The 15,320-nt window shown below is 48.7% G+C and carries 15 protein-coding genes and 2 pseudogenes; 5 read left to right on the top strand and 12 right to left on the bottom strand.

The genetic code is table 11. The annotated features are described in order from the left end of the window. Positions 1-19: 19 nt before the first annotated feature. Positions 20-1,588: a sensor domain-containing diguanylate cyclase gene (locus L1889_RS13860; protein ID WP_238665594.1), complete on the top strand. Its 1,569-nt coding sequence runs from the start codon at positions 20-22 to the stop codon at positions 1,586-1,588. 9 nt (positions 1,589-1,597) lie between these two features. Here the strand turns inward: L1889_RS13860 and L1889_RS18880 are convergent, their stop codons facing one another. From L1889_RS18880 to L1889_RS13910, 10 genes are all read right to left on the bottom strand, one after another. After that, a complete protein-coding gene (locus tag L1889_RS18880) occupies positions 1,598-2,236 on the bottom strand; it encodes a TetR/AcrR family transcriptional regulator (protein WP_238665595.1) in 639 nt (212 codons plus the stop codon). A gap of 235 nt (positions 2,237-2,471) precedes the next feature. Then, complete coding sequence (locus tag L1889_RS13870; RefSeq protein ID WP_238665596.1) at positions 2,472-3,695, bottom strand: FAD-dependent monooxygenase; 1,224 nt, start codon at positions 3,693-3,695, stop codon at positions 2,472-2,474. A 79-nt stretch (positions 3,696-3,774) separates the two neighbouring features. Beyond that, positions 3,775-4,392 carry an isochorismatase family protein gene (locus L1889_RS13875; protein WP_238665597.1) on the bottom strand — a complete coding sequence of 206 codons (618 nt, stop codon included), beginning with the start codon at positions 4,390-4,392 and terminating at the stop codon, positions 3,775-3,777. Continuing rightward, on the bottom strand, positions 4,389-5,429 hold the full coding sequence (locus L1889_RS13880; RefSeq protein WP_238665598.1) for a 2,5-dihydroxypyridine 5,6-dioxygenase NicX family protein: 1,041 nt from the start codon (positions 5,427-5,429) through the stop codon (positions 4,389-4,391). The genes L1889_RS13875 and L1889_RS13880 overlap by 4 nt, the downstream gene beginning before the upstream one ends. 15 nt (positions 5,430-5,444) lie before the next feature. Then, positions 5,445-6,254 carry an alpha/beta fold hydrolase gene (locus L1889_RS13885; RefSeq protein WP_238665599.1) on the bottom strand — a complete coding sequence of 270 codons (810 nt, stop codon included), beginning with the start codon at positions 6,252-6,254 and terminating at the stop codon, positions 5,445-5,447. A 1-nt stretch (position 6,255) separates the two neighbouring features. After that, the gene (locus L1889_RS13890) at positions 6,256-6,987 is read right to left on the bottom strand and encodes an ABC transporter ATP-binding protein (RefSeq protein ID WP_238665600.1); all 732 of its coding nucleotides are present in this window, start codon (positions 6,985-6,987) and stop codon (positions 6,256-6,258) included. Next, positions 6,984-7,742, bottom strand: a complete 759-nt coding sequence (locus L1889_RS13895; RefSeq protein WP_238665601.1) for an ABC transporter ATP-binding protein — start codon at positions 7,740-7,742, stop codon at positions 6,984-6,986. The genes L1889_RS13890 and L1889_RS13895 overlap by 4 nt, the downstream gene beginning before the upstream one ends. Continuing rightward, complete coding sequence (locus L1889_RS13900; protein WP_238665602.1) at positions 7,735-8,694, bottom strand: branched-chain amino acid ABC transporter permease; 960 nt, start codon at positions 8,692-8,694, stop codon at positions 7,735-7,737. Before L1889_RS13900 ends, L1889_RS13895 begins: the two co-directional genes overlap by 8 nt. Continuing rightward, positions 8,695-9,570 carry a branched-chain amino acid ABC transporter permease gene (locus tag L1889_RS13905; RefSeq protein WP_238665603.1) on the bottom strand — a complete coding sequence of 292 codons (876 nt, stop codon included), beginning with the start codon at positions 9,568-9,570 and terminating at the stop codon, positions 8,695-8,697. 78 nt (positions 9,571-9,648) lie between these two features. Further along, on the bottom strand, positions 9,649-10,797 hold the full coding sequence (locus L1889_RS13910; protein WP_238665604.1) for an ABC transporter substrate-binding protein: 1,149 nt from the start codon (positions 10,795-10,797) through the stop codon (positions 9,649-9,651). A gap of 396 nt (positions 10,798-11,193) precedes the next feature. On the opposite strand from L1889_RS13910, the gene L1889_RS13915 reads away from it, so the two are divergent. Both L1889_RS13915 and L1889_RS13920 read left to right on the top strand, forming a co-directional pair. Then, entirely contained in the window at positions 11,194-11,952 is a 759-nt protein-coding gene (locus L1889_RS13915) for a maleate cis-trans isomerase family protein (protein ID WP_257793909.1), read from the top strand. A 136-nt stretch (positions 11,953-12,088) separates the two neighbouring features. After that, positions 12,089-12,217, top strand: a pseudogene (locus tag L1889_RS13920) (helix-turn-helix domain-containing protein); the annotation flags it as partial. Here L1889_RS13920 and L1889_RS13925 read toward each other — a convergent pair. Further along, positions 12,203-12,376 carry a hypothetical protein gene (locus L1889_RS13925; protein ID WP_238665962.1) on the bottom strand — a complete coding sequence of 58 codons (174 nt, stop codon included), beginning with the start codon at positions 12,374-12,376 and terminating at the stop codon, positions 12,203-12,205. The pseudogene L1889_RS13920 and the gene L1889_RS13925 sit on opposite strands and share 15 nt — an antisense overlap. 104 nt (positions 12,377-12,480) lie before the next feature. Here L1889_RS13925 and L1889_RS13930 point away from each other — a divergent pair, with 104 nt between their 5' ends. Further along, entirely contained in the window at positions 12,481-12,945 is a 465-nt protein-coding gene (locus tag L1889_RS13930) for a LysR substrate-binding domain-containing protein (RefSeq protein WP_238665605.1), read from the top strand. A 97-nt stretch (positions 12,946-13,042) separates the two neighbouring features. Here the strand turns inward: L1889_RS13930 and L1889_RS13935 are convergent, their stop codons facing one another. After that, on the bottom strand, positions 13,043-13,525 hold the full coding sequence (locus tag L1889_RS13935; protein WP_238665606.1) for a MarR family winged helix-turn-helix transcriptional regulator: 483 nt from the start codon (positions 13,523-13,525) through the stop codon (positions 13,043-13,045). Positions 13,526-14,067: 542 nt separating this feature from the next. Between L1889_RS13935 and L1889_RS13940 the strand changes: the two are divergent. Further along, positions 14,068-15,224, top strand: a pseudogene (locus tag L1889_RS13940) (FAD-dependent monooxygenase). Positions 15,225-15,320: the final 96 nt, after the last annotated feature.

Raw genomic sequence — 15,320 nt, forward strand, 5'->3', positions numbered from 1 at the left:
TTGCTTAATACCTGGGTCTATGCGTTTTATATTCAAAATTGATTTACGCCGCCTCATACTGCTTTTAGCAGTAGGCACTGCATTGCTAACCCTCAGCTATACGCTGTATGGCGGTTATCAGGCTGAGCGTGAACTATTAATACGCCAGACTCTGGAAAGCAATCGCGCTTATGCCCAAAAGCTCGCGCAGAGTACAAACCATTTTTTACAATCGCTGCAACGCCAGGTTGCTTTCAGCTCCGCCATTATCCAAGACAATCTCGACGACTTAAACCTTCTTAACGCTGAGGTAGAACGCCTTAAAGAGCAAAGTCAAAGTTTTAATTCGGTGTTAGTCGTCGATCACAACGCCCGCGCCCTTGCAAATGCTCCCTCAAATTTAGGTCTGAAAGGCGAACTTATTTATAGCGAAGGGGCTCGCGAAGCATTGCTTTTCAAACGCCCCATGATTAGCCAGCCGTATTTAAGCGTCAGCGGTACGACACCACTTTTATTATTTATCTCGCACCCACTCTATGATAGAAATGGCACCTATAGGGGGTATGTAGGCGGATCTATCTATTTACAAAGCGATAACAGCCTTACCACTTTACTGGGTGAGCATTTTCATCGCGATGGCTCTGAGATTTACGTGGTCGATCAAAGCCGCCGTCTGATTTATCATCAAAGTGGCGAACGCATTGGCGAAATAGTAAATGGCAATGACGCGATTGAAGATGTCATTCTGGGCATATCTGGCGCACGTCAGTTAATAACGCCTCAGGCCAAAAACATGCTTGTGGGCTACGCCTCAATAGAGCATTCAGGATGGGGGATTATTGCGCAGCGTCCAACCAGTGCCACACTGGATGAGCTCAATGAGCTGCTTAAAAAGGTAATCACCACTACGGTACCCTTTATATTGCTGTTAATTATTGCGCTGTGGTATTTGGCGAAACTTATTTCAGCCCCCTTACATAGCCTGGCGACAGCTGCCCCTGACTGGGGCAGCGACGATGCCACCGAGCGGATACGCACTGTCCACTCGTGGTATTTTGAGGCCGCTCAGATCAAGAAGGCCATGTTAATAGGATTAGGCCTGTTAAATAAGAAGCTCGGCGTGCTCGATCAAGAGCGCCTGACTGATCCACTAACAGGCCTGCGTAACCGACGCAGCATGTTGCAAACCGCTATATCCTGGATCGAACAAAAACGTAGCTTTGTCATCATTGCCTGTGACATCGATAACTTTAAGCAGGTTAACGACTCTTTTGGTCACACAGTAGGAGACGCGGTGCTACAACTGGTTGCGCAACGGATATTAGCGGCATCAAGGGAGCATGATGAAGTGTGCCGTACTGGCGGCGAAGAGTTCCTGCTCATGCTGTCACACATCAGTCTGGAAGACGGAGTGCGTATTGCCGAGCGACTGCGCTCAGATATCGAAAACATGCCATCGCCAACTGGCGAACCCATTACCATCTCGGCAGGCGTAGCTAGCTGGAGCGGCCCTCCGCTAAGCTTCGAGGCGGCGCTTGAGTCCGCTGACAAGGGCCTTTACCTAGCTAAACAAAACGGCAGAAATCGTGTTGAAATAGCTGAGCGATAAACCGAGGAATCAATCATTTCTCCCCTTTAATACTGCAGGCGCTTCCAACCCTGCTGAAACAAAAGCCACGATCTGATCAAAAATTTCTGTAGTGTTATTAGGATCACAAATATCCGGAGCTAGCTCTTCAAGCCGATGTGTATCAGAAAATGCATACATATATGCTCCAATCATCAAGACCACTCTCCAATACACATCACGTACCGATATTCCCGGCAAGATTTCCTTGGGGATTAGAACGTATTGCTGTGTCGAACGATCATATGCTTCATTACGAAGTTTATAAGAAATTTCCGCGGGCTCCGTGTGCAGTCGTGCCTGCAAACGTAAAAACCGACGGCCACCTGGCGTCTCTCTCAGCGCAATAGTTGGAGCCAAAAAAGCCTTTACAACTTCTGATGTATTCACAGGATATGCGGACTCTCGCAGCGCGTTCAATCTCTCTAGGCGCTGGTCTGAAATTACTTTCCCTCGGCGAATGAATACAGCTTCATACAAACCGTATTTGGAGCCGTAATAATAATTAATCAGGGCCTGAGTCACCGCCGCCTTCTCTGCAATTTCTCGTAACGTTGTCCCTGCGTATCCAACCTCCGAAAACTCCTCTTCTGCGGCGTCGAGTATTCGTTCAGAAGCGTTATCACCCACCCCCTCAGGACGTCCAGGCTTGTCACGTTTTACCCATTTTTTTCCTGATTTACTACTTTTGTACGTGCCATGCGTTCCTCACTAATTCGTTCCGATCTATCTTTGCGTCCCCGCTGCACTGAGCAATCACAGATGTTGCCCCAACAAAGGGCCACTTAATCCATCGAAGCCGCGCACAACCATGGGAAGAGGCGAGTTTGCCTTTTATCTGATTATGAAAAAAAGGCAAACGCCCCTATATGGCTAATACATCAAGCTGTTTCTTTTGTTGAGAGAAAATCAGTAGCGTTATAAGCATATACCCAATCAGTTTTAATTCCCCCGCATGTGGATCTATTTGCTGTTGCCGACGATACTCCTCGTCACGCTTAGCCTTCTCCTCATCAGACAAATGATAAGTACGTCCCCGCTCACGAGCCTCTAGTTGGACGCGGCTAGTGCGCGGGAGACGTTCCTCTTCATATAAGCGCAGTGCCTGAGCCAAATTTTCAGGATGGACTGCTGCTAGAGATTTCGCCAGCACATAAGCATCCTCGATGGCCATGGCAGCACCCTGTGACAGGAAAGGCAACATGGGGTGGGCGGCATCACCCAGCAGAGTCACCCGTCCCTTACTCCAAGTCGGCATGGGGTCACGATCAAACAGACCCCAGCGGTATACCTCCTGAACCTGTTCAAACAGACGGGTGATATTTGGATGCCACCCAGCAAAATCCTTTAGCATGCTTTCACGAGAACTCTGTACATTCCACGACTCTTCCACCCAGTCATCGCTTTCATTGACAGCGACAATATTGACAGCTTTTCCACCGCTAACATAGTACGTCACGATATGGCTATGCGGTCCAAGCCAAAAAGATGCTTCTGGGGCTACGTAATCCACTACGCCATCTACCGGCACCACAGCGCGATAACACATGTTACCTGTGTACCGCGGGTTTTCTTCCCCAAATAAGGATCGACGCACCTCGGACCGTACACCATCAGCGCCTACTATCAGGTCGGCTTCAAAAACAGAACCGTCTGCGAACTGCGCGACGGCCTTTTCGGCCGTCTGAGACACGTCTGTACATTGGGCGTTGAATGATACTTTGGTATTGCCTAATAGATCAGTCAATAAATGGTGCAAATCCGCGCGATGCACATGAAAAAATTCGGCACCGTAGCGCTGTGGACATTCGTCCTTGAGGGGTATGCGGAATTTCTCTTCAGCATCTCTCCAATCTCTTCCTACTAGAGCCTCTGGCAAGAACCCTATCCGCTCCAACTCCTCATGCGCACCTAAAGCATCCAAAACCTTCACGGCATTTGGCGTCACTTGTATGCCCGCCCCCACCTCTCCAAAAGCGGCCGCCCGTTCGAACAAATGAACTTCTACACCTCGCTGACTCAAGGCGGAAGCCAACGCTACTCCACCTATGCCTCCACCGATAATACCGACTTTGAATTGTTTACTCATAGACCTAACCCTTGTCTGCCGACTTGTCCAAATAGAATTAAATGATCGGACAAATAATAAAAATAAGAAATCTGATAACTCACGAAACAAGCAACGTGCGTAACGCTGAATACGGCATTACTTCTCCGTACTTTTGCCTGATATCAAATAAGCTTGCGTCATGAGGACCACTTGCCCGATCACCCACACAATCCTCCAGAACAAAAGGCCTAAAACCATAAGACATGGCGTCTACTGCCGTTGCCCGAACACAACCACTCGTCGTTGCCCCGGCAATCAATACCGTTTGAACGGCATACTGCGATAACCACGGTGCCAAGCCTGTATTAAAGAAAGCAGAAGGCGCCGTTTTACGAACCACTAGTTCCCCCTCAATCGGACGCAACTGATCTACGACTGCACTGGTTGGCTCATGCTCATGCAGCTTTGTTAACGGTGGCACTTTCAAACCGAATATATTCTTGTCAGATCCATTCTCGGCAAAAACTATGCGACTGTGCGCTACTTTCCATCCCTGTATCCGAGCATCTGCCAAGGCGTGCTGCGTATTGGCTATCGCTTGAGTGATGTTACCGCCACCAAAAGCGGCTGGATCAGCAAAACCATTCACAAAGTCCACAATGATCAAAGCAATGTGCCCTTCAGGACTTAACGTATGCCCAAAGCCTTGGCGACCATAAACTTCAACGTCACTCATGCCAACTCCTTAATAACCTTTCCTTCAAGTACAACTTCGCGGCCATCTACCAGCACGGTGCAATTACGCATCGGAATATCAATATGGCACGCGGTGGCACGGCTGCCCCCTACCTCGTTGTTCGGGCCGAAAGAAAACAGAAAATTGCCGGAAAATGCCCGGGCATCCATGCCGATGGTCTGCTCTCGGTCGTACAGGCTCAACGTGGACCAATAGGCTCGGGGCTGAAGTCCCCAGCCTATATGTGACATAGCATAAGCATCCGGGTCATCAAAAGATGCCATATATTCGTTTAGTAACTCAGCATCCAACCCACCTGTAATAGACGTCACAAAACCCTTTTCAATCATCATCTCGATTGGTTCCGTGACATATTTCTTCATGGGGAGCAGGATGTCTCCTCTGTCCAAAACGACTCGACCATATGACTTATCCTCGTCTGGCCAAGTTAAAACAAACCCGCTGGGCCAGTGATCCCAGCGGCCTGGCTCATCGACAAAGCCATACTCTTTCATCACAGGATACTGGCCTATAGGCATGATTAAATCCGTGCCTGCTTGCGATAACGCACGCACTTCTTTAGCCCCTTCCAAAACGCGTGCTGATCTTTCCACCCGTTCCTTATCTTCTTTCGTAGGAACCATACGCACCAGCACCTCCGGTGGCTCGGCCGCCAATAGAATCTTGGTACCAGATTGCAAAATCTCATGTTGCTCGGGCGAGAACAATAATGTCATAAGATCCAGCACCAGATCGCTCGCCTGTAAAGCAGCATAGGCGGCGGGGTTATTGGTTAAAGGAGTCGTCCCTAGATAGGCTAGCGCGTCACGACTCAACGCTTTTTCTGCATTGACGGGCAGCAAGTCTATCTGCACTTGAGTCGCACCGATGTCTGCCACCGCCTGCTTAGCGGTGGATAAGGTCTGTGGGTGAGTGTCCTGGCTAGTGAGTATGGTAATCATTTGTCCGGGCTGCACGCCCGATAACGTCAATACTTGCCGCCAAGCTTCTACTAACTGATGGTTTGCAACAGCCATTTTCTTCTCCTGTTTTTAAAAACTCTGATTCCAATAGGTAGCCAACTCTCGAAAAAAGCCTTCTTCATCGTCCCAAGGAATCATATGTCCGGCTTCGGGCACCTTTTGCACAATCAAATCCGCCTTCAATTGCTGTATTTCCTGGATATCTTCGTCTCGTATCACATCGCCACGCCCCGCCACCATCAACGCCGTAGGAATATCGGATAATTGCCTAAAGTCGGAAATCGCTTCATCTGTATGAAACCACTCATAGCTTTCAATCACGGCGCGCAGATCGCAGCTATGCAGCCATTGAGCTCGCAGTTGTCTTTGGCCCTCTGTCCAGGTGGGGCAGAACGCTTTCATTTGCTCCGCATCCATTCCTTTACGCGCCAGCTTGATAGAATCCACATACCAATTTAGTTGAGCCGGATAACTACGTCGTCCAGGCCCAGAAACAGGTGGATCAACCAAAACCAAAGAAGCTACATCTCTGAGACCACGCGCCACAGCTCGCAATGCAATCCTAGCGCCCATCGAATGCCCCAACAGAGTCACATTTTCAAGCTTCATAGCTTGTACAAACGCAGTTACATCATCCGCACAAGCATTTACTCCGTAATCAAGCGTCTCCCCGTGTTCAGATAAGCCCCGACCGCGCACATCAAGCACATACACATCAAAGTGTTTGCCAAGACGCTCGGCCACAAACCCCCAAGTGGGCGCAGGACTGGTTATTCCTGGCACCAGCAGCAGTGGCGACTTACCACCGCCATAACGCAAATAATGCTGACGAATATGGTTCGCGTGTACGTTGCCGCCGTAAAGGTAAGTAGAACTCAAATCAACCTCCCAGATAAGCACTTAATAAATCAGGATCGTTCAGGAGGCTCTGACTTTCTTTTTCCGCAATCACGCAACCTGTTTCCAGCACATAAGCACGAGAAGCTATACTCAATGCATTGTGTACGTTCTGTTCAACCACCAGAATCGATACGCCATGTCCACTGATTTCCCGAATAACCTCAAACACTTCCAATGCCATTTTGGGGCTCAACCCCAACGATGGCTCATCTAAAATAAGAAGCTCGGGCTCTGACATCAGTGCACGTGCTATTGCCAGCATCTGCTGTTCACCACCGCTCAATGTGCCTGCTAACTGTCCCGCTCGCTCTTTCAGACGCGGGAAGCGATGGAAAGCGATCCCCTTCCGTCGTTCGACTTCTGCCTTGCTCTTCAGCAAATAAGCCCCCAGTTCCAAGTTTTCCTCTACACTCATCTCCGGCCAGACATGCCTTTCCTCTGGGCAGTGGGCTAAGCCCAGCTTCAAAATATTGGCTGGAGTTCTACCTTCAATATTTCTACCTTTCCACAGGACCACGCCAGAAGTTGGCTTTATCAGTCCGGAAATGGCGCGTAAGGTGGTGGATTTCCCCGCTCCATTAGCACCTAATATAGCGACTACCTCTCCCTTATTCACGTGCAAGCTAATGCCATGCAGTGCCGTCAGATTTCCATAGCCTGCCACCACCTGCTCTACACTTAATAGCGGAGCGTCAGATGAGGGTGTCGTCATGCTGCTTTCCCCATATATGCTTCCAGAACTTCTTCATTTCGCTGAATTTCAGCAGGCGTTCCACTAGCCAGTTTTTTCCCGAAATTCATGACAACAATATGGTCAGATACCCGCATGATCAAATTCATGTTGTGCTCCACCAGCAGCAGAGATTCGACCCATTGGTCCGGCAAACGTACTAACAGTTCTGCTAGTGTTTCTGCTTCTCGTGTATTGAGACCTGCAGCAGGTTCATCCAACATCAATAATCGTGGGTTTGCTCCCAGAGCGACTCCTACCTCTAACAAGCGCAATTCTCCGCACGACAACGAACCAGCCTGTACATCAGACCGCTTCTCCAAACCCACTAGCTCAAGTATTTCGTCCGCTGACTGGCTTATGCTGCGCTCATTACGTGCCTGTACCGACCCAGGCCAAAAAGTACGCCACAGTGGCATACGATCCCGTAAATACTGAGCATGTATCAAATTGTCAAACACCGACAATGAGCGCAGCACATTTGTTTTCTGAAAGGTACGAATTACCCCTAGCTGTGCCATGCGGCAGGGTTTTCTGGCAGTAACTTCGTGGCCATCCCACAATACCCGGCCCCTTGTTGGCTCATAAAACCCGGTAATAAGATTAAAGCAAGTAGTCTTACCCGCTCCATTGGGCCCGATCAAGCTGACAATTTGCCCCTTACCTACAGTGAAATCCACATCTTGCACAGCGTGTATACCGCCAAAAGATTTACTTAATCCACTTACCTCAAGCATGGCGCACCCTTTTAAATAAAGTACTAAAACGTTGACGCACGTATCCCATCACACCATCAGGAGCGAACAGCACCATCGCTACCACAATCAGGCCAAATAGCGATAAACGAACCTCCTTAAACTCCCTCAAATACTCTTCCAGTAACGTGACGAGAACAGCTCCCAAGACGGGGCCAATCAACGTTCCTTTACCACCGAGCAACACGATGATGATCATGGTTGCAGTAAAGGGAAAGCCAAATACTTCAGGTCCTACAAAACTGATATACGTGGCATAGTACGCGCCTGCAATTCCAGCCAGAAACGCTGCTACCACGAACACAAACAAAGAATAGCGAAATGGATCGATCCCTATAGATTGCGCGACATAATTGTTTTCACGCAGAGTCACAGCTGCTCGTCCAGCACTGGAATAAACCAGGCGGTAACAAATATAAAACGTGATAGCAGCCAGCACGACTCCTAGCATCACGAAGCCCCGCTTCCCCGACAGCCACTCGTTGACATCCAAAATTGCCGGGTGCTGAACACCAGAAATGCCCATAGGACCATTGGTCAACGCTATCCAGTTGTTAGCCAGCAAACGCAGCACTTCGGCAAACGCCAAGGTCACGATGACAAAGAACGGGCCACTTAGCCTCAGGGTGATCCTCCCGATCAACCAACCAGCTATCGCCGCTATTACCGCCGACAAACATACTGCCAAGGTGACAGACATTCCTACTGACGGAGAGCTAAGAATGGCGACGGAATAAGCTCCTAAACCAAAGAACGCAACATGTCCCAGAGGGAACTCTCCCACATAGCCCACAATAAGATTTAAGCTACTCGCTAAAATGGAATACAAAAGCACCAGCACCAGAATGTGTAACAAATAGTCATTTTGCAACAACATCCCTAATACCGCCGCTACGACCAAACTACCAATCAGAAAATTACGTTCGGTTTTCATTCAGGCTCGCTCCGCTCGAACAGAAAACAACCCATAGGGACGAAACAACAGAATCAGGATAACCAAGGCAAAGCCCACCATGTCCACGGTTCCGGTCTGTACAAAACCACCCCATAAAGACTCCGCTACTCCTAGAATCAACCCTCCTACAATTGCACCGCCAAAACTGCCCATACCTCCCAGAATCACCACAACAAAAGCCTTTAGGCTGATCAGGCCACCAATAGACGCCTGAGCGACATAAATCGACCCCAGCAACATCCCCGAAGTCGCTGTCAGCGCCGCGCCTAGCGCAAAAGTCGAGGCATAAATCGTTGCGGTGTTTATGCCTACCAGACTCGCTGCGGTCTGATCCTGGAAGGTCGCACGCATAGCCTTGCCCAGTTTGGTTTTCTGAATTAGCAGGCGAGCACCGACAATCGCCAGAATAGAGATAACAACTGCAAAAATCCGCACTTCAGTAATGAAAATCGGCCCAATAAACATTGGGGCGCTTGGAACAGGTGCAATGACTTTCTGGGGTGCTGTCCCAACTAGCATTAATGCTGTATTGGTAAGAAAAATAGACAGGCCGATAGTCAGTAAAATGCCTGGCTCAGGCCCTCGGTCACGGATGCGTTCAATCAGAAAACGATCCAATACCCAGCCAAAAGCCCCCATGATCAAAACGACTACCATGAGGCCAATAAAAAAGTTCAACTCCAGTTGCTGGGTTACTATCCAACCCAGCAACCCACCAATCATGTAAAACTCTCCATGCGCAAAATTCACTAAGCGCATCAAACCAAAGATTAAAGTCAACCCTAATGCTGACAACGCATAAAAGGTTCCATTGACTAGCCCATTCACTATGAACTGAAACAGCAGATCAAACACAACGGTCCTCCAAAGGGCAAATGCAAAGATGCCAGGAGCGCTCAACTTATCGAGATGGGCGCCCCTGTCGGTTGAAACTTAATCAGCCGTAACAGCTGCCTGTGCCACGATCTCAGGCTGGCCATTTCTCAGTTGCACCAAAACGGCATCAAACCCAAAAGCCTGACGCTTATCGTTGAATTCGAATAAGCCATTTGGCCCTTGATATTTCACGTCGGCCAAAGCCTGCCGAATTTGATCAGGATCAGAACTGCCTGCTTGCTCTATGCCATCCATAATGATGCTTAAGGCGTTGTAGCCGGCCACAGAGTACTTTCCTGGCAATTCGCCATATTCCTGCTGATACGCCTGTACGAATGCCAAATTCTCAGGTCGATCAATCGTATGGGCGTAAGGTACTGCAGCATGTATCCCTTCGGAGGCATCACCTGTCAGCTCTACAAAGTCTGCCGTTGCCCAGCTACCCACTCCAAATACTTGTGTTTGCAAACCGACTTCTTTCATCTGTTTCACCAAGATTGATCCATCCTGGGTTTCGGCGGCAACAAAAACACCGTCCGGCTTCGCCGCTTTTACGCGAGTAAGCATGGTGTAGAAATCTGTTGCACCATGATCGAAATATAGTTTCAGAACTGTTTCTCCGCCCATGGCCTCAATCTGGGTAGAGAACTCATCCATACCACCACGCCCCCAGTCATCATTGACTCCTATGTAAGCGATCTTTTTAAGCTTCAGTTGATCAACTAAAATCTCGGCAAAGGCATGAGCCAATAAACCATCTGTTTCAGCTGTGCGGAAAAACCAATCATTATTTCGCTCAGTCAAATCACTTTTGGATGACACTCCAGATAGCAACGGCACTTTATACTTCTGAGCAACACTCATTGCTGCAATCGTGGCAGAACTGCAAAAAGCCCCAGAGATAATAGAAACCCGATCCTTCTGAATTAATTTTTCTGCGGCGTTTACGGTCTTGGAAGGCTGACACTCACCATCCTCTATGATCAACTCAAGCTGTTTACCCAGAACTCCTCCACGAGCATTACGCTCCTTGACTGCCAGTTTTGACCCATTGACGTCCGCCACACCGTTGTAGGCTACTGAGCCTGATAAAGGCTGTATCAACCCAACCTTAATCGTTTCTGCGTATATGGCATTCGTCCCGCTCAGCAGGATACCGAGCAACATAATCGGAACAGTCTTCCTCACATTCATCTCCTTGTTCACTCTTTTTTGATGTAAATCGAATGCAGCAATGAAAATATTAACTAACTAACCAATAAATAAAAATATGGTACATACCCTAGGCCAAAATTTAAGGCGGTCCTTTCCTGTAAGGTTTTTTACATAGACAGCTCAGCGTCTTACTCACAGTAACTAAGACGTTCGAACAGATGAATAGATAAGCTGAATAGTACGCACAGGTAAGTCAACCTCACCCTGCCTCGTAGAAAGACAAACGGCAGAAATCGTGTTGAAACAGCTGAGCGATAAGCTCGTCCACGGCTCCTTATCTGAGCATGACATTTTGTGATGGCACTGTGACAGATCACTGTTATGCAGCTTGTCACACCCCTTTTAGAATAAATACATTGTCATTTACTCTAAGGGTTGAATATCAACATGAAAACCTATCGCATCGGTCAAATTGTTCCTAGCTCCAACACCACAATGGAGACTGAAATTCCAGCCATGCTACTGGCTCGTGCTGAACAGTTCCCCAACGAGCGCTTCACCTTTCATTCGTCACGCATGCGCATGATGAACGTTACACCTGAAGAGCTGAAGGCAATGGATATTGCCAGCGACCGCTGCGCGGTCGAACTTAGCGACGCACGCTGTAATGTAATGGCCTACGCATGCCTGGTAGCGATTATGGCTCAGGGCGATGGCTATCATCGTGTCTCACAAGAGCGTCTGCAAAATACTGTGAAGGATAACGGGGTCGATATTCCTGTGTTAAGTTCGGCTGGAGCCTTGGTTGATACATTAAAAGAATTTAACTTTAAAACCGTGTCAATCATCACGCCATACATGAAGCCCTTGACCAAGCGCGTAGCTGATTACATTGAATCTGAAGGTATTAGCGTTCAGGACTCGATTAGCCTGGAAGTTGCGGATAACCTGGAAGTGGGCCTGCTGAACTCGGATAATCTGCTTGAACACGTACAGCGCCTGAACCACGATGGTGTCGACGCCGTCATCTTGTCTGCATGCGTGCAAATGCCATCATTGGGAGCCATTCAGCGTGCACAGGATTTGATCGGCAAGCCAGTTCTATCCGCTTCTGTTGCCACCGTTTACCAAATGCTCAAAACCCTGGGGCTAGAAACCGTTGTTCCAGATTCGGGTTATGTGCTATCGGGAAAACAAGGCGTATAAGCGCAAGATAAAAGTCTGGAGCGAAGCCGGGACGATTGTCGCCGCATAAATACCTTGCCCGTTATTTATGCGCACCTAAGCCCGGCTTTCTCAGTCTGACATGCAGGGGAGATACAAATACGGGTAATATTATCCAATGAAACTGGATTTAGTTACGTTAAAGCTATTTGTACGGGTACTCGATGAAGGCACTATCAGTCAGGCTGCCGAACGCGAGCACATTGCTGCTGCTGCTGTTAGCCGCCGTATCTCAGAGCTTGAAGATAGCTTGCAAACTCCGCTGCTTATTCGTAGCAATAAAGGCGTCCTTCCTACGGCCGCTGGCCTGGAACTGCTCTACCACGCCCGGGCTTTGCTCAACAACGTCACCACCATCGAGAGCAGGATACGCTCGTACGCTGATGGACATGGTGAATTGGTTCATATCCTGGCCAACACCTCTGCGGTCACACAGTTTCTTTCCAACCCCTCGGTATATTTAGCCAGCAAAACCCCTCAATACGACTGCAGCTCGAAGAACAGTCGAGTTTGTCCATTGTGCAAGAAATCGAAGCGGGTAAAGCCGATCTTGGAATATTTACCCTTCTGCCTTATGAAGCCCAAATCAAAACCTTTGCATTCAGGCAAGACAAACTGGTGTTACTGGTTCCCAAGGATCACCCTCTCGCCTCTGAGCGCTCGGTCAACTTTGAAGACACCTTAAAGTATGAGCAGGTGTCGTTGCTTACCGGCACGCAAATCAATTATCAGATTACTAAAGCCGCGATGGAGGCCAATATCCCCTTGCGTCTGCGCACGGTAGTTTCGGGCTACGACGCAATGTGTCTGCTGATTAACGCTGGTATGGGGATCGGCGTACTGCCCAGAGAAAGCGTAAGCATCTATAACGTGCCGAACACGTCCATACTTGAATTAGAGAATGAGTGGACGCAGCGAGACATCGTCATTGGTGTGCATAGCCACCGAGAAATGCAGCCAGCGGCAAAAAGCTAATGGATTTCCTGTTGCAGGACAGTCTGCAAGTCGAAAACCGCTAACGCTTGTTCGCTATTGCCAAAAAATAGTGCTGCCAGCGGTACGGACTATCCGCTCACTCACCATCCAGACTGGAACTATTCATTTTTTGCAGCAAATACAAGATGGCGACTTGCTCGGCAGGGTTGAGCTTGCCCATTGTCAGTTTGCTGATTTTTTTGGCTTTGGGAATGGTTTGCGCTATTAGCGTCTCGCCCTCTGGGGTAAGATCAGCAATCACTTTACGGCGATCAAGCTGTCCTGGAGACAATTTAATTAAGCCACGCGCCTTTAATCTATCGATAATTCCCCGGATAGTGGCCTGGTCGATCGCTGTTGCCTCTACCAGCTCAGCCTGCGAACTGCGTCCACGGTCACGGAGTGCACAGAGCGTCACGAACTGTATGGCGGTCAGTTGATCATCTTCAATATTTTGCTGAAAAATAGACGTATGTCGCTGCACTGCTTTACGCAGCAGGTGTCCGACTTGCTCGGTGACATCATAAGGCGCAGCGCCTTCTGGCGAAGAGGTGTTAGTTGATTCGTTATTTTTAGACATACCCAGACTGCAATAGTTGTGACCTGACCGTTCCATTCTAGCTGATGTATTTAACAATCAGTATAGCCCTGTTAACCAAACGTAAGCGCTTTCAATGACGGGCTCCAGACAAGCTAAACGAGCACAGAAAAAGCGAAACGGCATCAAAAAACCAAAAAATATAAAGCCTACACACTGAAAAAACAGATGTGACCCAAAGTATATCCTAAACCGCAGGGCGATCCCCAACCTTCAGGCTGCAACGCCTTATGGGCCCATAAATGGAGCTGCAAGCTCAACTCACAATCCCTTTTTAAATCGTGAGAAGCGACACGTCAGCCTGTTGATAATAAAGCCATAAACAATACGGCTTGTACTTCAAACCCAGCTTTACATAGTAATTTTAATTGTTTAGCTCTGAACGAGATACACCGTTCCAAAACCTTCAAACCTCAACATCCATCTAAGTATAAACCCCAGTCATAATTTATTTTAATTCCTAAAATGAGTGTGTACACTACTAATATTGTTAATCGCACTGAAAACATGGCTAGGAGCTTAAGATGGAAAAAACAAAGAAAATCGCAATCGTTGGCGCAGGCCTGGGCGGCGCAGCTGCCGCCACGCTGCTTCAACAAGCAGGTTTTGACGTAGAAGTTTACGAACAGGCGCCTCAGTTCTCACGCCTGGGGGCTGGCATCCATGTAGGCCCTAATGCCATGAAAGTGTTTCGTCGGATGGGCTTGGAAGATCAATTGGATAAAATGGGCTCCCACCCGGACTTCTGGTTAAGCCGGGATGGATATAGCGGAGAGTATCTATCACGCATACCCTTGGGTGAGTTCGCCAAAAAGAATATGGCGCCTCTTACATTACGGTTCACCGTGGCGACATGCACGCACTACAAATGTCGAGCATTAAGCCTGGTACCGTACATTTTGGTAAGAAGCTTGAAACCCTCAATGACGATGGCGAAAAAGTACACTTGAGTTTCGCCGACGGCACCAGCGTTACCGCCGACATTGTGATCGGTGCTGACGGTATTTATTCGAAAATTCGGGAAACGCTGCTGGGTGTTGAAGCCCCTACCTACAGTGGCTGGGTTGCGCATCGCGCACTGATCCGTGGAGAAAAGCTGGCCCAATTCGCTGACGAGTTCGAAGATTGCGTTAAATGGTGGACAGATGATAGCCACATGATGGTTTACTACACTACCGGTAAACGTGATGAATACTACTTCGTAACTGGCGTTCCTCACGAGCCGTGGGACTTTAAAGGATCATTCGTCGATAGCTCGCAAGAAGAAATGCTCAATGCATTCGACGGTTTCAACTCCACCGTAAAAAACCTAATTCGCTCTACCGAAAGTATCACCAAATGGCCCTTGCTAAATCGCAACCCTCTGCCTATCTGGAGCCAAGGCCGTCTGGTCATGCTGGGCGATGCCTGCCATCCTATGAAGCCTCACATGGCGCAAGGCGCGTGTATGGCCATTGAAGACGCAGCGATGCTTACCCGCTGCTTGCAAGAGACGGGCTTAAGTGACTACCGCACTGCTTTCGATCTATACGAAGCCAATCGTAAAGAACGCGCTTCCCAAGTACAAGCCGTGTCTAATGCCAATACTTTCTTACGGGCCCAGGAAGATCCGGGCTGGGTATATGGCTACGACCTTTACGAGCAAGAACTAGCACTTCCCAGCAACATCGCAAGTTCGTAACTCACACTAAGGCCCAAACGTTCAAGTTTGGGCCTGGCACCTTTGCAGAACAGTACACACGGAGACATTTGACGTGCACTCAACCACATCAAACCC

The organism is Paenalcaligenes niemegkensis, assembly GCF_022230885.1.
GTDB lineage: Bacteria > Pseudomonadota > Gammaproteobacteria > Burkholderiales > Burkholderiaceae_B > Paenalcaligenes > Paenalcaligenes niemegkensis.